The 18,737-nt window shown below is 32.8% G+C and carries 20 protein-coding genes; 13 read left to right on the forward strand and 7 right to left on the reverse strand.

The features are described 5' to 3' along the window. The first annotated feature begins 4 nt into the window (after nucleotides 1-4). From TD29_RS17795 to rlmB, 4 genes are all read left to right on the forward strand, one after another. Entirely contained in the window at nucleotides 5-1,522 is a 1,518-nt protein-coding gene (locus TD29_RS17795) for a SusD/RagB family nutrient-binding outer membrane lipoprotein (protein WP_052466954.1), read from the forward strand. 10 nt (nucleotides 1,523-1,532) lie between these two features. Then, nucleotides 1,533-2,396, forward strand: a complete 864-nt coding sequence (locus tag TD29_RS02790) for a hypothetical protein (RefSeq protein WP_040278752.1) — start codon at nucleotides 1,533-1,535, stop codon at nucleotides 2,394-2,396. Nucleotides 2,397-2,408: 12 nt separating this feature from the next. Then, nucleotides 2,409-3,452: a hypothetical protein gene (locus tag TD29_RS02795; RefSeq protein ID WP_040278754.1), complete on the forward strand. Its 1,044-nt coding sequence runs from the start codon at nucleotides 2,409-2,411 to the stop codon at nucleotides 3,450-3,452. A 65-nt stretch (nucleotides 3,453-3,517) separates the two neighbouring features. After that, complete coding sequence (gene rlmB / locus TD29_RS02800) at nucleotides 3,518-4,252, forward strand: 23S rRNA (guanosine(2251)-2'-O)-methyltransferase RlmB (RefSeq protein ID WP_040278756.1); 735 nt, start codon at nucleotides 3,518-3,520, stop codon at nucleotides 4,250-4,252. On the opposite strand, the gene TD29_RS02805 is transcribed toward rlmB, so the two are convergent. After that, nucleotides 4,249-5,010: a rhomboid family intramembrane serine protease gene (locus TD29_RS02805; RefSeq protein ID WP_040278757.1), complete on the reverse strand. Its 762-nt coding sequence runs from the start codon at nucleotides 5,008-5,010 to the stop codon at nucleotides 4,249-4,251. The genes rlmB and TD29_RS02805 overlap by 4 nt on opposite strands. A gap of 81 nt (nucleotides 5,011-5,091) precedes the next feature. Here TD29_RS02805 and TD29_RS02810 point away from each other — a divergent pair, with 81 nt between their 5' ends. Next, nucleotides 5,092-6,372 carry a replication-associated recombination protein A gene (locus TD29_RS02810; RefSeq protein ID WP_040278758.1) on the forward strand — a complete coding sequence of 427 codons (1,281 nt, stop codon included), beginning with the start codon at nucleotides 5,092-5,094 and terminating at the stop codon, nucleotides 6,370-6,372. On the opposite strand, the gene TD29_RS02815 is transcribed toward TD29_RS02810, so the two are convergent. The 4 genes from TD29_RS02815 to radC all read right to left on the reverse strand — a co-directional run bounded on the left by TD29_RS02815 (nucleotide 6,369) and on the right by radC (nucleotide 10,258). Continuing rightward, entirely contained in the window at nucleotides 6,369-7,244 is an 876-nt protein-coding gene (locus tag TD29_RS02815; RefSeq protein WP_040278760.1) for a hypothetical protein, read from the reverse strand. The genes TD29_RS02810 and TD29_RS02815 overlap by 4 nt on opposite strands. 215 nt (nucleotides 7,245-7,459) lie before the next feature. Continuing rightward, complete coding sequence (locus tag TD29_RS02820) at nucleotides 7,460-8,149, reverse strand: YjjG family noncanonical pyrimidine nucleotidase (RefSeq protein ID WP_040278761.1); 690 nt, start codon at nucleotides 8,147-8,149, stop codon at nucleotides 7,460-7,462. Between the two features lie 33 nt (nucleotides 8,150-8,182). Next, nucleotides 8,183-9,493, reverse strand: coding sequence for a polysaccharide deacetylase family protein (locus TD29_RS02825; protein ID WP_040278763.1), 1,311 nt, complete (start codon nucleotides 9,491-9,493; stop codon nucleotides 8,183-8,185). Between the two features lie 66 nt (nucleotides 9,494-9,559). After that, complete coding sequence (gene radC, locus TD29_RS02830; RefSeq protein WP_040278764.1) at nucleotides 9,560-10,258, reverse strand: RadC family protein; 699 nt, start codon at nucleotides 10,256-10,258, stop codon at nucleotides 9,560-9,562. A gap of 86 nt (nucleotides 10,259-10,344) precedes the next feature. Here radC and TD29_RS02835 point away from each other — a divergent pair, with 86 nt between their 5' ends. Both TD29_RS02835 and TD29_RS02840 read left to right on the forward strand, forming a co-directional pair. Then, nucleotides 10,345-10,935, forward strand: a complete 591-nt coding sequence (locus TD29_RS02835) for an FMN-binding negative transcriptional regulator (protein ID WP_040278766.1) — start codon at nucleotides 10,345-10,347, stop codon at nucleotides 10,933-10,935. Continuing rightward, on the forward strand, nucleotides 10,935-12,113 hold the full coding sequence (locus TD29_RS02840) for an MFS transporter (protein WP_040278767.1): 1,179 nt from the start codon (nucleotides 10,935-10,937) through the stop codon (nucleotides 12,111-12,113). Before TD29_RS02835 ends, TD29_RS02840 begins: the two co-directional genes overlap by 1 nt. 46 nt (nucleotides 12,114-12,159) lie before the next feature. On the opposite strand, the gene TD29_RS02845 is transcribed toward TD29_RS02840, so the two are convergent. Further along, nucleotides 12,160-12,798, reverse strand: coding sequence for a hypothetical protein (locus tag TD29_RS02845; RefSeq protein WP_152611447.1), 639 nt, complete (start codon nucleotides 12,796-12,798; stop codon nucleotides 12,160-12,162). 178 nt (nucleotides 12,799-12,976) lie between these two features. On the opposite strand from TD29_RS02845, the gene TD29_RS02850 reads away from it, so the two are divergent. Then, nucleotides 12,977-13,441, forward strand: coding sequence for a hypothetical protein (locus TD29_RS02850; protein WP_040278771.1), 465 nt, complete (start codon nucleotides 12,977-12,979; stop codon nucleotides 13,439-13,441). Between the two features lie 12 nt (nucleotides 13,442-13,453). Then, on the forward strand, nucleotides 13,454-14,008 hold the full coding sequence (locus tag TD29_RS02855) for a hypothetical protein (RefSeq protein WP_040278773.1): 555 nt from the start codon (nucleotides 13,454-13,456) through the stop codon (nucleotides 14,006-14,008). Nucleotides 14,009-14,193: 185 nt separating this feature from the next. On the opposite strand, the gene TD29_RS02860 is transcribed toward TD29_RS02855, so the two are convergent. Further along, nucleotides 14,194-14,925, reverse strand: coding sequence for an SDR family oxidoreductase (locus TD29_RS02860; RefSeq protein ID WP_040278774.1), 732 nt, complete (start codon nucleotides 14,923-14,925; stop codon nucleotides 14,194-14,196). A gap of 122 nt (nucleotides 14,926-15,047) precedes the next feature. On the opposite strand from TD29_RS02860, the gene TD29_RS02865 reads away from it, so the two are divergent. From TD29_RS02865 to TD29_RS02880, 4 genes are all read left to right on the forward strand, one after another. Further along, nucleotides 15,048-15,905 (forward strand): LysR family transcriptional regulator, encoded by an 858-nt coding sequence (locus tag TD29_RS02865; RefSeq protein ID WP_052466955.1) that lies wholly within the window; start codon nucleotides 15,048-15,050, stop codon nucleotides 15,903-15,905. Nucleotides 15,906-16,329: 424 nt separating this feature from the next. Beyond that, nucleotides 16,330-17,226 (forward strand): T9SS type A sorting domain-containing protein, encoded by an 897-nt coding sequence (locus tag TD29_RS02870; protein ID WP_040278775.1) that lies wholly within the window; start codon nucleotides 16,330-16,332, stop codon nucleotides 17,224-17,226. Nucleotides 17,227-17,721: 495 nt separating this feature from the next. Continuing rightward, nucleotides 17,722-18,225: a TetR/AcrR family transcriptional regulator gene (locus TD29_RS02875; RefSeq protein ID WP_206539793.1), complete on the forward strand. Its 504-nt coding sequence runs from the start codon at nucleotides 17,722-17,724 to the stop codon at nucleotides 18,223-18,225. Next, the gene (locus TD29_RS02880) at nucleotides 18,222-18,731 is read left to right on the forward strand and encodes an HPP family protein (RefSeq protein ID WP_040278778.1); all 510 of its coding nucleotides are present in this window, start codon (nucleotides 18,222-18,224) and stop codon (nucleotides 18,729-18,731) included. Before TD29_RS02875 ends, TD29_RS02880 begins: the two co-directional genes overlap by 4 nt. Nucleotides 18,732-18,737: the final 6 nt, after the last annotated feature.

The raw sequence follows: 18,737 nt of genomic DNA on the forward strand, positions 1-18,737 counted from the left end.
GAAAATGAAAAAATCATATACTATAAAATACACACTGTCATTGACACTGCTATTTCTTACATTTTCTTGTAATGATGTACTTGTTAATGAAGATCCAAATGGAGTAGTCATAGATCAATTACCTCCAGAGGTTATTCTGCCAGGTGCATTTACCGTTCCTTCGGAAACATTAATGTCAAGCATGAATGAGCTAGGTAATACAATGTTAGCCACTTGGTCTGGTAATGCACAACAAGTTCAAGCCCCTTATTTTGAAGAATTCCAATATCAATTAACTACAGATTTCTATGATGATATTTGGGACAACCTAATGGCAAGAACAGGCAACTTAACACAAATTATCAATAATGACTATAATGATAACTATGATTATTTTAAAGGTGCATCTAAAATTTACAGAACATTCTATTTTCAGTATTTAGTAGATATTTATGGAGACATTCCTTTTACAGACATTCATCAAAGAGGAGACTTATTGTTTCCTGAATATGATAACCAAATAGATGTATATGTGGCGCTCATTAATGATGTGAATGATGCTATAGATCAAATTCAAAATACAAATACAAGCACTGCCATACCAATGGGATCTAATGATGTTATTATGAATGGAAACATGAACATGTGGATTAAATTCGGAAACACCTTAAAGCTAAGAATATTATTACGTATGTCTGATGCTGCACAATCTACTCCAGATTTACAAGCCATACTCAATACCGAGTTTGCATCACTTAATAATGTTGAATTTTTAGGTTTAGGTGACAACGTCACAATTAATCCTGGTTATTCAGATGAAGTCGATCGTATGAATCCTTTTGCCGAAACTTTTGGCTATGCAGCCGGACAATTTGGAAATACAGCTAATGAAACATTCTCTAACCTTAGAGCTGGCCCAACAACTTATTTAGTTGAACTGTTAAATGGAACAACCAATGGTGTTTCAGATTCAAGGCTGCAACGATTATATACCGTAAGGGCTGGTCAAAGTTCGATACAAGGAAATACTCAAGGAGGAGAAGACCAGCCATCAAGAATTGGACCTGGTTTGTTAAGCTCTCCTCAGCAAGATGGTTATATCATGACTGCTTCCGAATCCCTTTTCTTACAATCTGAAGCCGTCTTTAAAGGCTTATTAACCTCAGGAAACGCTAAAGATCTTTTTGAAAGCGCTATCCAATCCTCACATAACAGATTAGGCGCTTCAATTGATAATTACCTTACTCTAGCCAATGATGTCAATGGTATTGGTTGGGATGGTACCGCAGATAAACTGGAAGCAATCATTACTCAAAAGTGGATTGATTTAGGAGGCACTAATGGTGCCGAAACTTGGATTGAATATACTAGAACAGGCTACCCAAGCAATATGCCTTTACCTGATATCACAAACAGACCCAATAGACCCATACGATTATTGTATCCAACCTCAGAATATACAGGGAATTCGGCAAATGTTAGTGAGTACAATCAAAATGTAGATTCAGCATTCAATACTTCAATTTTTTGGGACGTTAATTAAAAAAAAGACAATGAAAACAATAAAATATATACTTATAACAATTCTAAGTACTGGGCTTATGGTCTCGTGTAACATAGATGATGATCCTCAACAATTAGAAGCTGATTTAGCTGCAACTCCTTTCGTTGTAGGTTTTAATAATAGCGAAGCAGCTCCTGCTTTCCTTACAGATGGAGCCGTAAACACATTCAGTGAAAATATTGTTTTACTAGGTGGAAATGATTTTTCGAACAATCCAAACATCACAGTAAACTTTGAGGTTGACCCAAATTCAACAGCAATCGCTGGTACCGATTTTGATTTCGTGAACAGCACACAATCTATCACGATAGAAGAAAACAGAGAATATGCAGCACTCGATATTAATTTTTATTCTGAAAACATAAATATCGACAACCCTAAGGTTTTAATATTAAATATTACATCTGCAGATAACAACGCGGCTGTTGGCACTCAATTTCAAACCCTTACAATTACTATAAATGGTATTTGTTTTTCTGACATAGGAGGCCTTTACAGTGTAACTACAACTTATGGCTATCACGATTTTCTGCCAGACTTTAGCACACACACTATGGATGTAGAAATTGAAGACTTAGGAGACGGTTTATATAACGTTACAGATTTTTCGGGAGGTCTTTACACTGTAGGACCATATGTTGCAGCTTATGGAACTGGACCCACAAGCTTTGATGTCGAGTTTATAGAAAATTGTGGAGACATCTCTTGGACTGGTCAAACCGATCAATGGGGAACAGTAATCCCTTTATCTGGAGGAGTCAATTCAGTAAATCCTAATACAGGTGTGATTACAATCTCATGGTTTTGTGAAGCATATACCGAAAATGGAGTTTCAGTTTACACACCTCTTTAATAAAGAAATAATATGAAAAATATAAACAAAAAAATCAGTTACCCGTTAATTATAGTATTCATGTTAAGTCTCTGTACTTTTTCATGTGAAGATGATGATTCAATTGCTAGACGCGGCAAACCAGCATTAACAATTTTAAATAATTCTGTTACTGTTACTGAAGGAGAAATTGCTGTATTTACATTAGATGTAGAATATGGTGTTTCTGAAAAAATAGATATTAGGATTGATATTCTAGATACAGACGGAAATCCCGTTGTTACAGCAAATCCAACCAATGGAGATGCCACAACAGGTGATGGATTCTATGATAGAGTTCTATTTGATGCTATTGAAGTGCCTTACCCAACATGGTTTGAATCTGGATATTTTGAATATGGATATCAAGGAGGATCAGGTTATATAGCCTCTTTCCCTGCATTTACCGAAACCATTGAACTAAATATTGAAACACTTCAAGATTTTATACAGGAAGGAACCGAAACTATCAACTTAAGGTTATCGGCTACATCTTTAATGGAAGCAACCATACAGGAAGACATTAGCATAATCATTAATGACTATGTTGGTAATGATTTGATAGCAAATTTAAATTGGGCTGGTGATTATTTAGATAGTGGTGCAGACCCTTGTGATATTGATGCTGGTTTAGATTTAGATTTAGAGCTAATATATGATGGTAACTACATACAAACTAGTTATAACAATTGCCCAGAACAACTCATAATTTTAAGTTCAGATGCTGATGGCACATATACCATCGATGCAAGTTTTTGGACAGCAAACGGAAATACATCAATAGACAGCAACAATATACCTGTGTCTATAGAGTTTATGAAGGATGGTGTGTTTTTTGAATCTGTTGATTTATCTTCACTTTTCCCTTTAAATGATGGTGGACTCAATGATGGAAACGGAAACGCAATAACATCTTTTTCCGTAGAAAAAAATGGCAACACGTATACCATTACAGATAGTAATAATGCTCAAATTGCACAAGGTCGATTTTCAGACTATAGATTATCATTAGAAGAAAAGAGATTAATAAAAAATTAAATATCTAATATTATTTACATTAAAACCATTCTACTTTTAGGATGGTTTTTTTATACCTTTGGCCCATGGAAAAGGAAACAACTATCTTTGGTATTAGAGCGGTTATTGAAGCTATTAAATCTGGTGAAAATATCGATAAAATATTTTTACAAAAAGGTCTACGTGGCGAGCTATTTACTGAGCTAGAACAGTTACTAAAAAAAGAACGTTTAAATAGTTCATATGTACCTGTAGAAAAGTTAAACCGATTAACAAAAGGAAATCACCAAGGTGCAATAGCTCAAATTGCGCCAATTACATTTCATGATATTGAAGATTTAGTTTCGAAGGTTATGGAATCTGGCAAAACACCATTATTTCTATTATTGGATCAATTAAGTGATGTTCGTAATTTTGGAGCCATTGTTCGTACTGCAGAATGCACAGGTGTTTCTGGTATTATTATCCAAAAAAAAGGTGGTGCTCCTGTAAATGGTGATGCTATAAAAACGAGTGCAGGCGCTATTTTTAAAATTCCTATTTGTAAAGTTGACCATATTAAAGATGCTGTTTTTTATATGCAAGCCAGCGGAATAAAAGTTATCGCAGCTACCGAAAAAACAGATAATACGGTTTATGATGTTTCGTTTACAGAACCATGTGCTATCATTATGGGATCAGAAGGAAAAGGTATTAATCCTTCAGTTTTAAAAGTTTCTGATGAAAGAGCAAAGCTACCTATTTTAGGAGATATTGAGTCGCTAAATGTATCTGTAGCTTGTGGTGCATTTTTATATGAAGCAGTTAGACAGCGTCGTTAATCAACATCGTCAACATTTTTATTCTCTTTAAAAGTATAAGTAATATGAGGTTTGATTTCTTCGGAAATGTGCTCCTCCTCCACTTCAGGCGTTTCAAGTTCAAAAAAGTTACCGTTTTCATCAAATTGCCTTAAAAAAGGATCGTCTTCTTCATTATATTCGGGTTGCTGCCAAATATAACGTTCAGGTTTTGCAATGGCTTTTCTAAAAATAATAGCAAATAATAATCCTGAGAGTAATCCTCCAAGATGCCCTTCCCAAGACATGCCTTCTTTAATTGGAAATGCGTACCATATCATACTTCCGTAGAGAAAAATAACAATTAATGATAACGCAATTAATCTAAAATGTTTTGCAAATATCCCTTTAAAAAAGATAAAACTAACCAACACATAAACCAACCCGCTAGCACCAATATGGTTTGCTGGTCTACCAATAACCCAAGTAAATAAGCCTGAAAGTAAAATACCAAAGAACAAAACCTTCCATGAGATTTTTCGGTAAAAATAAAAAAGCGCTACAGATAATATAAATAGTGGAATACTGTTATGGTACAAATGCTCAAAATCTGCGTGAATAAACGGGCTCGTAAAAATACCTAACAATCCTTCAACCTCCTGCGGATAAACACCTAATCGTTTTATCTTAGGAAAAAATCGTACTTGCATCCAAAACACGATCCAAATGGATAGTACAAAAATCAAAGGATACACAATGACACTTGTTGAATACTTAAATTGTTCTTGATTATTGCTCATATTAAAAAGTAATTAGCAAAATGCTCTCCATTTAACAAAACTATGAAATATTGTCACATTGGTTTTTTGTAATTTTACATTATGAATGAACCATTAGCTGAACGATTACGCCCACAATCACTCAATGATTATATTAGTCAGTCGCATTTAGTTGGCGAAACTGGCGTTTTGACACAACAATTACATCAAGGTGTCATTGCATCTATGATATTTTGGGGACCACCTGGTACCGGAAAAACAACATTAGCAAATATTGTAGCTAATGAATCTAAACGTCCGTTTTATACGCTAAGTGCTATAAATAGTGGAGTAAAAGATATTAGAGACGTTATAGACAAAGCAAAACAAAGTGGAGGCTTGTTTACTACCAAAAATCCTATTTTATTTATTGATGAGATTCATAGATTTAGTAAATCACAACAAGACTCTTTACTTCAAGCGGTTGAAAAAGGTTGGGTAACCTTAATTGGTGCCACTACAGAAAATCCAAGTTTTGAGGTGATACCTGCACTCCTATCGCGTTGTCAGGTGTATGTTTTAAAATCATTTTCAAAAGATGACCTAGAAGCACTTTTAAATCGTGCGCTAAAAGAAGATGCACTATTTAAAGAACGTAACATTAAACTCAAAGAAACCGAAGCACTCATTAGATTGTCTGGAGGTGATGGACGAAAGCTTCTCAATCTATTTGAACTCATAATCACTTCCTTTGATAAAAAAGACAATATTGTAATTACAAACGATATCGTTTCTCAACGCGTACAAAATAACATGGTGCGTTATGACAAAACTGGAGAACAACATTATGATATTATTTCGGCTTTTATTAAATCTATTCGCGGCAGTGATCCCAATGCAGCTGTATATTGGTTAGCTAGAATGATTGAAGGTGGTGAAGATGTAAAGTTTATAGCACGACGTTTATTAATTTTAGCAAGTGAAGATATTGGCAACGCCAACCCTACAGCTTTAGTTATTGCAAATAATGCGTTTCAAGCTGTATCTGTAATTGGTTATCCTGAATCTCGAATAATTTTAAGTCAATGTACAACGTATTTAGCGACCTCTCCAAAAAGTAATGCTGCTTATGAGGCTATTGGCAAAGCACAACAATTGGTTAAAGAAACCGGAGATTTATCTGTACCGCTTTCGGTTAGAAATGCACCAACCAAACTTATGAGAGAGTTAGGTTATGGTGACAATTACCAATATGCTCACAATTATGAAAATAACTTTGTACCACATGAATTTTTACCAGAAGACATTAAAAATACCAAGCTGTATAATCCAGGAAATAATGCAAGAGAGCATGCGCAACGAGAGTTTTTAAAAACCCGTTGGAAAGACAAATACGGTTATTAAAACTTGAGATTTAGCTGAGTTAACTTTGCAATTTCTCCGTTGTATTTTGATAGGTACCAAAAACCGTCTTCTTTATAAACTATTGCATTTTCATCTTTTACAATAAACACATTTGCTTTAGAGGTTTCTAATAAAATCATGACCACTTTAGGTGTCATATCTACCACTTGGTAACCGTTTTGAGTTGGCTGAGCGTATAATATAGCTGTTTTTTGAGTAGATTTAGGATCAAGCTCAACTACCTCTTCAATGACTTCTTTCACCGCTATTGTAGAGGTTTTTACTTTAGGTTTTTGGTCGTGAACTTGTGCTTCGGAAACTTCAACTTCATCATTTTTTTTAGCTTTTAAAGCCTCTACTTCTTTTTTAAGTTTTTCTATTTCTTTAGCTTCAGAAGTCACTTCATTACTCACACTTTTAGCTGCTGTATTTTCATTAGCAACATATTTATAGTTATAAAATTGAAAAGTTACAAATGCTTCTCTAATGGCCACATTATAGGCTTTTTTATATTCCTTTACTTTGGTAGCACCTTCAACAGAAGTCATCACAATATTCCCATTACAGTCTTTCAAATTAAATTGAACTTTAGTTGCTAAAAATCCTTTGTTTTTTTGAATCTCAGATCGTAATGCTAAACATCTATTTTTACTTAAATCTTCGGGCAAATCTTCATCTTCAAAAAAAGCGGTATAGCCATACTTATTAAACAAAAATTTAGTTAGTGAACTGGTTTCGTATTGATCTGGATATTTCAAAAACTCCAATTGTTTCGGAATAATTATGTATTTGTAATCATTTATAGTGGCTTGAGCACTTAATTGTGTTTGAAAACCGATAAAAAATAGTAATATATAAAGTAATCTATTCATTTGTATTAAAAATTAGGTTCATCCTGAATTGTAAAGATACACTTTGCGAATTAGAAATATTTTGCAATTTGAACAAATAATGAAGTAGTAAGTGTTATTCATTACATTTCATGAGATGTATCTAAACATTTTAATCTTACAATATATGCTTAATCGTGTTCATTTCCGAAGTTATAAAAATGTATATCATGGTGATCTCAACCATTATCATCCTGCTAAAAATACTTTTTTAAATCTACAAGTTGTCTAACTTGCTTAATGTGAGATGCTGCATTATAGTTATGATAATTAAACAAAATAACATCCAAACCTACATCAATTGCGCCTAAAATATCTGCTTCGTAATTATCTCCAATCATAATACTGTTGCTTGGTTTGGCATTGGAAGCTTGTAACGCGTGATTAAAAATTATAGGATTTGGTTTCTTAACTCCAGCTGTTTCAGAGTTTGTTATGGTTTTGAAATATTTAGAAATATTAGCATTATCCATTTTTCGTTGTTGCGCTTCTTCAAATCCGTTGGTTATGATATGAAGCTCATAATTGTTATGTAAATAATTTAAAAGATCTATTGTACCATCAAAAAGGTGATTAAATGTCGATAAATATGTGATATAATCGATAGCTAATTGATTGATAGTAGCATCTGAAACCGTGTAGCCAACAGCATCAAAAGCATCTTTTAATCGTTTATACCTTAAACTTTCTTTATCAATTTTTTCTTCTCTATAAAGTTTCCAATAGTTTAAATTTATAGGCTCGTAAGCTTTTAAAAAATCAAAAGTATTGACACCTAAAGCATGAACCTCAAAAATTTTTTCAAAGGTTAATGCAGAGTTCTTATCAAAATCCCAAAGGGTGTGATCTAAGTCAAAAAACACATGTTTAATTCCGTTTAATTTCATGTTCAATATATTTTGAAACCTAATAGTTTAATTTTAAATTTTAGACTGTTGATCTACCGATTCTAAAATTTGCGTAAATAATTGTTTAAACCCTTTCCAACTAGGATCTTTTCCAAACGAATAATTATGAAATACTGGTGTAAACGTTCCATCTACTTGTTTTACCGCATTTATTAAGCGTTGTAACGCTTCTTGCTTATCTAATTGCGAATGCAGTTTTAACAAGGCGTGATCAATACAATGGAATGAATTTATGAGCAATGGCGTTTGTATTTCATAATCTAAATCATAGAACAAAAACGGTGTACAGGTTCCTGCTCTAAACCCGAAATAATCTAAATAACCCATTGTAAAATCCTTTTTTACTTCCAACTCGATCAAATTACGATATGAGGACGGCAGATTTATTTTTGAAAATGAATTTCTCGTAGACTCCAACTCATAGTTGGTGATATACTCCATTTTCTTCTTTTCCTTTTTTAGAATCGCGATGTCATCCAATGCAAAATAAGATGCCTTTAAGCCTACTTTGCTATAATCGCCTACAGATTTAATAAGGGATACAAATTTCTTTTTATTGATGTTTATATTTTTATCATAGGTAGAAAAATCACCAATTAAAAAGAAAAATATAAACTTAAACTTATACTGCTTTTGCTTATTAATAATCCATTTAAAGGTATCATATGGATCTCGCTCAAACCCAAATAATACTAGAAAACGTTGATATAATCGTTTCAATTTAAAACGAAACAAATCGGTTAATCCACCTCCTATGGTTCGCAATAATCCTTTTTGTTTATAATAATAAGCCATTGGTACATCAATGACGGGTTGTATGTTATAGGTTCGCTTCGGAAATGTAAAATCTTCAAATCTCTCTTCTAAAATAGCTTTGAGATTATAAGCCCAAATATCAACAACGGGTTGTTTTAAGAAATTAGCTTTGTAGGCTAAACTTTCGGTCGCTGTAAAACGTCCATAATCATCTTTTACATGCGGAAGATATTCTTCATAACGACTTAATAAATAAAACGAAGCCGCAAAAATATCAAAAGGCAAAGCGCTTTTGTCACCTGTTGGAAAAAAGCATTTTGTACCATTCCAATCTTGCACGTTTATATCGAGATCTGATAAGCCTTGTTCATACAGTAAATCATGATTTCTAATAAACAACTCATTACTTAAGGGTTGCCTGGTATATGACATTTTAATACTATCGTGTGCAATAAACTCTTCTACAGTTGTGGTAAAAGACACGGGAACACCAAGAATTCTAGTACATAAATGTTTAAAAGCATAACGTACTCTAGGTGTAATTTTATGTGTGTAGACTAATAGCAATATGGTGTTTGGTGTTTGGTGTTTGGTGTTTGGTGTTTGGTGTTTGGTGTTTGGTGTTTGGTAAAATTACAATATGTTTTCGTCAGCAAAACTAAAATATGCTTTTTCGGTGATAATTAAATGATCTAGAACTTTAATATCTAAACTTTGAGCTGCAACTTTTAATTTTTGAGTAAGTTGCTTATCAGCTTCACTAGGTTTCAATGTACCTGACGGATGATTATGTGCCAAAATCAAACCTACTGCTCCAACTTCTAAAGCTGTTTTGAGCACTAATCTCACATCTACCAAAGTACCAGTGATACCACCTTTACTTTGTTGGTTTTTTTGAAGCACCTTATTAGAGTTATTGAGATATATAATCCAGAATTCCTCGTGAGGTAACTCTCCAATGATAGGTTGCATAAATTCAAAAACAGATGCGCTAGAGGTGATTTTCTTTTGTTGCAGTGCTTCTTCACCTCTTCGTCGTCTGCCTAACTCCATAGCTGCAGCAATAGAAATCGCCTTAGCTTCTCCTATACCTTTAAAAGTCATGAGTTGTTTTAATGACTGTTTTCCAAGCGCATTAAGGTTATTATCAACACTTGCCAAAATACGTTTGCTTAGTGCTACTGCGCTCTCTTCTCTATTGCCTGAGCCTAATAGAATTGCAACCAGCTCTGCATCACTCAACGTAGATTTTCCTTTATCTCTAAGTTTTTCTCTTGGTTGATCGTCTTGCGACCAATTTTTTATCGAAAACGATTCCGATTTTTCTGTCATGTTCTAAAGATATATATTGTAACTTTCTAGTGCAAATAAAAAAAGCTTGATCACTGAATACCGAATACTGAATACTGAATACTAAAATGAACTATCCACCAAAGCATCACCAAGACGATGACAAAGCGCATCTAATAGAAGTTATAAAGACGTATCCTCTGGCAACGCTCATTTCCGTAGAAAACAATACGCCTTTAATTACACATTTACCGTTAATTTTAGATGGTGATAAATTGATTGGTCATATTGATATTTATAATCCGCAAGCACAACTTTTAAAAAACAATAAGGATATTACCATTTTGTTCTCTGGACCACAATGTTATATTTCACCAAGCATTTATAGTACCACTCAATTACCAACCTGGAACTACGTTAAAGTCCATCTCAAAGGCAAAGTGAACACTATTCAAAGTAAAGCTGCATTGAAACAATCTTTAATTACAATGACCGAGTTTTTAGAAGCTCCAGAACATAAATATGTGCTAGAAGCAGATAATCCTAGACTTGACCGAAACCTCGATTACATTGCAATGTTTGAAATTAACATCACCTCTTGGGAAGGTAAATTTAAACTCTCTCAAGATAAAAAACCTAGGGATATTGAAAATGCACGTGCTGAATTAATTCGTGCAAATCAAGACCGTGTGCAACAGTTTTTAGATCAGATTTTATAATGCCAAATGCATTCGTAGTTAGAAAAAAAGCAATCTTACCTATCATTGTTTTAGCACAATTTTGTTGTACATCAATTTGGTTTGCTAGCAATGCCGTTATTGGAAATCTTGTAACTGTATTTCATCTAGATCACGCTGCTATTGGCTATATCACATCATCTGTTCAATTTGGATTCATTATTGGCACATTACTATTTGCGATGCTCACAATTGCAGATCGATTTTCGCCATCTAAAGTATTCTTTATCTCTGCAATTTTTGGCGCTTTGTGTAATTATGCTATCGTTTGGGACGCAAATACGTTGAGTAGTTTATTAATTTTTAGATTTTTAACAGGTTTTTTTCTTGCAGGTATTTATCCTGTTGGGATGAAAATTGCTTCAGATTATTTTCAAGAAGGTCTTGGTAAATCTTTAAGTTATTTGGTTGGCGCTTTAGTTCTAGGTACAGCATTTCCGCATATACTAAAAGGAGTTTTTGAGGTTTCTATCTGGAAACCAATTGTTATAGCAACTTCTGTGAATGCGGTAGCTGGCGGATTTTTAATCATGTTTTTTATTCCTGATGGACCATATAGAGTCGCAGCAAAACGTTTTAACTTATCATCGTTTTTTAAAATCTTTAAAAACCGTAAATTTAGAGCAGCTTCATTTGGATATTTTGGTCACATGTGGGAACTCTACGCATTTTGGGCATTCGTACCCATTTTACTTAAAACCTACAGCAACATACATCAACAGGTAGCGTTCAACATCCCTTTACTCTCGTTTTTTATAATAGCTATTGGAGCCCTAGGCTGTATTATTGGTGGTTTATTGTCAAATCGATTAGGAGTAAGAAACATAGCATTTAAAGCACTTTTACTTTCATGCATATGCTGTTTTATATCTCCTCTAATGTTTTATATCTCTTCGGAAATCGTCTTTATTGGATACCTCGTCTTTTGGGGAATTGTTGTGATTGCAGATTCGCCTTTATTTTCTACTTTGGTTGCACAAAATTCAGAACCACAAATCAAAGGTACAGCACTTACTATTGTAAATTGTATAGGATATTCTATTACAATCGTTAGTATTTTACTTTTAAACACTTTGGTAAGCGCTGTAGACTCTTTAATGGTTTATATGGTTTTAGGCATTGGACCTTTGCTTGGCTTAATAGGGTTTAGTAGAAACTAAAAAGCCTTCAGTGAACACTGAAGGCTTTTGTGATTTTAGTTTATAATTATTGTATGTTATAAGAATCTAGTCGCCTAATAACTACTGGTATATCGTTAGATACAAATGATGATGTATCGTAAATTAAGCCAAAACCATCAGCGTAATAAAATCTGTCTAATCCAGGTGCTTGTTCTCCATCTGGTAACATAACATAACGTTCAGAATTGATACAATTAAAAGTTCCTGCTTCTACATTAAGTGTTGTTGTATTTGCAGTTAATTGCTCGACTATATTTCCCCAATCATTTTCATCAAGCGTTCTTACAGTATAATCATTATTTGTAAATTTTACAGTACCATCACTAAATATCAAATTGCCTTGATCTTCTCTTAAATATTCAAAATGTTCACCATTAGGATTGCAATACGTAATTTGTGCTTCATTTCCTGTGGTGAGCGTTTTAAACTTATAATAGGTGTTACCGTCAATAGCTTCCGAAGACATAATACTTATGGCATCCACAACGCCTGTATCTTCATACGCTTGAGAGTTTTGATTGTATTTATAATTTTTATATACCCAAGAATTCCCAACGGTTAAGGCATAAAAATTGGACGTTGGTGTTTCTGGTGTTTGAGCATCATCGCTTGAGCATGACATTAAACAAGCAACTAAGCATACAGTGATAAGAATACGTAACATAATAAAGGTTGATTTTAAATTGATTAATAAACGTAATTGTGTAGAATATAGTTGTTGGTTTGGTTGATTAACAAGTTTAACGCGAGGCAATTATATTTATTGTAAAAAAACTTAAAAATGAATATTGCTTTCAATTATAAACACTTAAATTGTTATCCTCTACAAAGTATTTTTAACAATGGAATTTACAACTAAAGACAGAAAAAAAGTAGTTGACACTCTTTTTAAAAATAAAATTGTGCCGCTTTTTAATCAACACGGCTTTAAAAGACATACAAAAACGTCAAAACGTTTATTTAAAACCTTAGAAAAAGAACTCTCAGTTTTCGTTTTTTTTGAATATAAAAGTCGTTTTGGGTCTTATGATATTACTATTGTCTATTTTGATGATGACTACGGAAATGTCTATGATGACAATTATCTAGCCATGGCCAATTGTAAAAAACCAAGTTTTAGAGGTGATAGCTCTGAAGCGCTTAACCTGTCTATAGATCAATGGATGCTGGATATGGAGTCTGTCGTATTTCCATTTATAGAGCAACACGCTACATACAAGTCTATATTAGCATCTAATGATTTTTATATATCTAAAGCACGAGAGCGTGAGATTAAAGCATTGATGAAAAGGAAATCTGAGTCTTAAAAAAGTAAGTTTATGAGTACAAATCCTTTAATGAAGTTAATTCCAGAACTGCAAGCGTTTTTAGAAACTGTAAAGTTGTCTATGATTCATGATTTAGAATTTTTCATAGAAAGAGAAATTATTAATCCAAAACTACGAATGTTTAGTTTTATATATTCATATGAAGATTTTAAAACTGTTGTGTATTCATTAGATCATACAGGAGAAACCATTACAGATGTTGTTGGTTTACCTATTATAAATTACAAAAATCTTTATGCCACAGAAAATTACGAACGATTTGTACCATATGCTATAGAAGATAAAGAACATGACATATGTAACCACTATGATGCATTTAATAATGATAAAAAAATGGATGAGTATTGGGATTTTCATGATGCCTATTACACAAAAAAAACTAACATCTTTAAGATTTGGTTTATGGAGTGTTGGCATATAGCCAGTAAAAACACAAATACTAATGTTTTAGCGTTGTTTGCCATACATGATTCTTCAGGTGGAGTAGATTTAAAAACTGGCACATATTTAAGTGATGATGAGATTAATACCCTCTTTGAAAACTGAATACATTAAGTAAATATATAATACTTGACTTTCACAAAAAAATTGTCAAACTTCGTTTAACTGCGGATATCCACAATTAAAACTATCAATATCCAAACGCATTGTGTGTCATGCAAAAAAGGAAAGAAACTTAAAGAAATCATTCTATCAAAAAATGATAGAATGACTCTACATAATGTTAAGTATTACGCATCTTGCTTGGTATCGGTAATCATAATTTCGCGTAAAGAAACTGCTTGAGGGAGTTCGTAAGCATATTTTATGGTTTGGGCAACATCAGTCGCTGTGATGTTAACTGCTCCAACTGATTCTTTCCAATCATTATAACCATCGATAATACTTTGGTCTGTGGTATGGCCTAAAAGTTCTGTTTTAACGGCTCCAGGCATTATTGACAATACTCGAACATTAAAAGGAGACATTTGTCCGCGCACTACTTTGGTTAATCCTGTTACTCCAAATTTACTGGCACAATATGCTGCATGATTGTCAAATGGTATAACGCCTGCAATTGAAGAAATGTTGATAATTGTTCCGGTTTTTCTCAATTTCATATCATTCATAACGATTTGCATTCCATTCATTACGCCCATCACATTTACATCTAACATAGTTTTCCACTCTTTGGCATCTTGTGTTGCAATATCACCTAAGAGCATAACACCTGCATTGTTAACAATTAAATCTGTTTTGCCAAATTTAGCTTCAGCTTCACGAACTGCAGCCTCGAATTCATCTTTATGGGTAACATCTACTTTTCTACACATTGTGTTTGGAAGTTTTAATGCTTCCATTTTTTCAATTCTTCGTGCCAATAAAAGTAATGAATAACCATCTTTTGCAAATTCTTTTGCCATTTCTATACCAAATCCTGAACTCGCTCCAGTGATTACAATTAATTTGTTATTAGTTTTCATGATGATAAATATTTTTAGATTTTTACTACCTCTAAGGGTTATTATTATTGATATTGCAAAAATAGGCTGTATATTTATATCGCCAAAATACTAATTTTAAATAGCTATTATAACAATTACTTATGGATGAGAGATTACTAAGATTTTTTGTTGCTGTTTACGAAGAAAAAAACCTAACAAGAGCTGCTGAAAAGTGCTTTGTATCGCAACCTAATATATCAAATGGATTAAAACAATTAGAAGAAATAATTGGAAAACGACTATTTTTAAGAAACAAAAGAGGTGTAGAAATAAAAGAGGATGCGCATTATTTATACCCAATTGCTAAAAGAATATTGGGAGAATTAAACGCAATACCCGAAATGTTTAAAGATGAAAATTTTAAACCTAAAATAATAATTGGAATAGCAGATAGTCTCCCTCAACAACTTAAAAACGAGTTTTTTAAAACAACTTCTAAAGTGCTAGGTAACATTGAATGGGATATTAGACCAATTGGTCATGATTGCGAAATAAATTTACTAATTAGAGAGTGGAAATTTGAAGAACATTTATTCTTACCACTTATTAGAGAAAACTACGTGCTTTGTGTTCCCGAAAACCATCCATTGGCTAAAAAAGACATCGTGGAGATAAAGGATTTAAATGGCGAACCATTTATCCATTGTCCTCCTTGTGAGGCACACCAACAAAGCCTTTCCATATTGAATAACTCAGGCCTAAAATGGAATTCGATTGCTAATTGTCAAAGTAAAAACGAAGTATTAACCATACTTATGTCTGGACTAGGAATAACTTTTTTACCAGAATTTTTTGTAAGTGACTGGACAGGTTTTAAAATAAAAAAACATGATGGACCAACAAATTTTAGAGAAATAGGATTATCGTATGCTCCTAAAAGTCTAGAAAATTCCAAAATTTCAGAATTGATTGATTATTTTTCTAAAAACAAGCACATTTTTTTTAATGGAACTAAGTAAGAAAGCACGAGCACACAACACCGTATATAATTCATTGCTAGTACTCGCCTAATTACGAAAGTCCTCACGGACTTTCTATCTGTGATTTTTGCTAACTTTACAGCTGAAACACGTTAGAAATCATACACAAAACCGTTAAACGAGACCTTCAAAAACCCCAAAATTTCCTATTTCCGAAGGAATTCAATTAACAACTCAAAATCCAAACCATCATAATGACCACTACACAGTAACCAGCGATGCTTTTTCATTAAAATTTTGAGAACATAAAAACGACCTAACTAGCAAAAACAAGACTACTAATTAACTTGATGTCCTCAAAAAAATAGCCGAACTTTGTTCTACTGTGAATATCGACATATACAATTATCAACATCCATCTCTAAATGGTAACTATTTAAACAAAAACCCTAAAACATAAAACATGAAAAAAAATTACACTTTTAAATTTATTGGATTTACAATTTTATTAATCTTATTATCAAATTCTGTTTTAGCACAAGTAAACGACGAAAACTTTGATGCTTTGACTCCAGCTTTAAGAGGTCTTGACTTTACGACAAACGGAATTAGATTTCAGCAGATATCTCCAAATTCTATTAGCCAAATGGCTTCTCTATCTGAAAGTTCAGATTTTATCATTACGCCATCTACTAATGATTTAGGCTTATTATACAACATTGATAATTCAGGAACAGTAAGTGGTCCAAATATAGGAGTATTTGATTATAGACTAGGAAGCGCTGATGGTTCTGAATTTAAAATTGTATCGATGGAAGCTGATATGTCGGCTAAGCCTTCTGCAAATGGTTATGTATTTATCGCAACTATTACTGGTTACCGAAATGGTGCCAGTATCATTAGTGATAATATAGATTTTACTATAAGTGACACTAGTAATTCTGTGACATATACAAAAGATGCTAATCCAGCCGCAAATGGTGGTACTTTAACTTTTTCTTCCGCTTGGGAGAATATTGATGAAATTCGTTTCACAGGAGGTACTCCAACTGGCTCTATATCACTTTTAATGATTGATGAGTTAGATTTTTCAATACCTGTGTTAAGTGCTTCAGAAAATGCTTTTGATGAAAACATTGCTATTTATCCAAATCCAACTCAAGATGTTATTAATATGAATTTTGGGAATATAAAAAATATCGATCTTAAAATATTTAATGTTTTAGGTGAAATCGTTTACGAAAAAAGAAATATTACTGAAGCTTTGTATCAGTTGAAATTAAACCAGCCGTCTGGAATCTATTTTGTTCAATTGAATACTATAGATAAACAACGACAAATTAAAATTATTAAAAAATAACAATCTGCCAACAACCTGCACTACCAATTACTTGGTTTGCGTGTACTCGGAAATTCCTAACGGAATTTCCGGTTGGTTAGGTTTCCATTGTTCTATTACTTCTCGTCAACGCAACAAACCGTAAACAAGACCCTGTATTAAATTATCAAAAAACCCTAAGATTCCTATTTCTGTAGAACTGCAATTAAACCTTCAAAATCCTAACCAGGATAAATAATGCAATAAATTAATAACAAAGCTAGATCATTAAAATTTTGAGCGCATAAAAATAATGCCACCAGCAAAAATAGGACTGATGAATAACTTTCCTTTCTCAAAAATAATCAAACTTTGTTTAATTGCGAATATCAACAATTACAATTATTAATAGTCGTGCGCATTGGCAAACATTGAACATCATCATAGATGGATAAATTTTTTTTCACAAAACAGACAGAATGTTCTGTTTTTGATTATATTTGCAATATGAATAAGTTAAAACCGAAAGAAAGAGTTATGGAAGTATCCTCAAAACTTTTTCGAGAACAGGGATTTAATTCTACTGGAATTAACCAAATAGTACAAGAAGCAAATGTAGCTAAATCAAGTTTTTACGACCACTTCAAATCTAAAGATTTCTTAGCCATAGAATACCTGAATAATCGACATATGCAATGGTTTCAAGGACTAAAAAACCATATAAATGGATATAGGACTTCAAAAGAAAAAATATTGAAATCATTTGATTATTTGAAATCTATGAATGAAAAAGAAAATTTTGGTGGTTGTGTATTTCTCAATATGATGTCTGAATTAAAACACGGGAATAAAGAATCATATGAGATTATTAAAAATCATAAAATTGATTTACAAAATTTCTTTAAAGACATTATAAAAGATGACGACAAGTCCTTCATTATTTATATGCTTTTTGAATCTTGCTTCATAGAAAGTCAAGCTTTTAGAAGTCAAGAAATAATCAATAGAACTATTAATTATCTAAATTCAGAAATATTATGACAAAATTTTTTTCCAAACTTAAAACAAAGGAATCAAGTCCTAACCCTTTAGGGTTTCAGTTTTCAGGGTTTTCAGGTCTTGGTGGCTTTTTAGCAATATCAGCTGTTGCCTTATTGACAACATACACAGGTAATCCCTTTTTAATGGCACCATTTGGCGCAACCTGTGTTTTAGCTTTTGGAGTGCCTAATAGCCCTTTAGCACAGCCTCGAAATATCATAGGTGGGCATATAGTAGCCACTTTAGTAGGTTTAATTTGCCTTTATTTATTAGGTAATGAATGGTACTCTTTAGCTTTAGGAGTTGGATTAGCAATAAGTATTATGCAACTTACAGGAACAACACATCCGCCAGCTGGAGCCGACCCAATTGTTGTTATTTTAGGAGCAAAAACGTTAATTTTTGTAGTAAACCCAGTATTGGTTGGAGCTCTTGTGATTACTATTATAGCGCTCATATTTAATAATATTAGTACAAAACGAAAATATCCTGTGTATTGGAAATAAAAACGG

Source organism: Psychroserpens damuponensis, assembly GCF_000826655.1.
GTDB classification, from domain to species: domain Bacteria; phylum Bacteroidota; class Bacteroidia; order Flavobacteriales; family Flavobacteriaceae; genus Psychroserpens; species Psychroserpens damuponensis.

Excerpts from the sequence above, each read along its gene's own strand:
- TD29_RS17795 (WP_052466954.1), top strand. The coding sequence starts at position 5 with ATGAAAAAATCATATACTATAAAATACACACTGTCATTGACACTGCTA.
- TD29_RS02790 (WP_040278752.1), top strand. The coding sequence starts at position 1,533 with ATGAAAACAATAAAATATATACTTATAACAATTCTAAGTACTGGGCTT.
- TD29_RS02795 (WP_040278754.1), top strand. The coding sequence starts at position 2,409 with ATGAAAAATATAAACAAAAAAATCAGTTACCCGTTAATTATAGTATTC.
- rlmB (WP_040278756.1), top strand. The coding sequence starts at position 3,518 with ATGGAAAAGGAAACAACTATCTTTGGTATTAGAGCGGTTATTGAAGCT.
- TD29_RS02805 (WP_040278757.1), bottom strand. The coding sequence starts at position 5,010 with ATGAGCAATAATCAAGAACAATTTAAGTATTCAACAAGTGTCATTGTG.
- TD29_RS02810 (WP_040278758.1), top strand. The coding sequence starts at position 5,092 with ATGAATGAACCATTAGCTGAACGATTACGCCCACAATCACTCAATGAT.
- TD29_RS02815 (WP_040278760.1), bottom strand. The coding sequence starts at position 7,244 with ATGAATAGATTACTTTATATATTACTATTTTTTATCGGTTTTCAAACA.
- TD29_RS02820 (WP_040278761.1), bottom strand. The coding sequence starts at position 8,149 with ATGAAATTAAACGGAATTAAACATGTGTTTTTTGACTTAGATCACACC.
- radC (WP_040278764.1), bottom strand. The coding sequence starts at position 10,258 with ATGACAGAAAAATCGGAATCGTTTTCGATAAAAAATTGGTCGCAAGAC.
- TD29_RS02835 (WP_040278766.1), top strand. The coding sequence starts at position 10,345 with ATGAACTATCCACCAAAGCATCACCAAGACGATGACAAAGCGCATCTA.
- TD29_RS02840 (WP_040278767.1), top strand. The coding sequence starts at position 10,935 with ATGCCAAATGCATTCGTAGTTAGAAAAAAAGCAATCTTACCTATCATT.
- TD29_RS02845 (WP_152611447.1), bottom strand. The coding sequence starts at position 12,798 with ATGTTACGTATTCTTATCACTGTATGCTTAGTTGCTTGTTTAATGTCA.
- TD29_RS02850 (WP_040278771.1), top strand. The coding sequence starts at position 12,977 with ATGGAATTTACAACTAAAGACAGAAAAAAAGTAGTTGACACTCTTTTT.
- TD29_RS02855 (WP_040278773.1), top strand. The coding sequence starts at position 13,454 with ATGAGTACAAATCCTTTAATGAAGTTAATTCCAGAACTGCAAGCGTTT.
- TD29_RS02860 (WP_040278774.1), bottom strand. The coding sequence starts at position 14,925 with ATGAAAACTAATAACAAATTAATTGTAATCACTGGAGCGAGTTCAGGA.
- TD29_RS02865 (WP_052466955.1), top strand. The coding sequence starts at position 15,048 with ATGGATGAGAGATTACTAAGATTTTTTGTTGCTGTTTACGAAGAAAAA.
- TD29_RS02870 (WP_040278775.1), top strand. The coding sequence starts at position 16,330 with ATGAAAAAAAATTACACTTTTAAATTTATTGGATTTACAATTTTATTA.
- TD29_RS02875 (WP_206539793.1), top strand. The coding sequence starts at position 17,722 with ATGGAAGTATCCTCAAAACTTTTTCGAGAACAGGGATTTAATTCTACT.
- TD29_RS02880 (WP_040278778.1), top strand. The coding sequence starts at position 18,222 with ATGACAAAATTTTTTTCCAAACTTAAAACAAAGGAATCAAGTCCTAAC.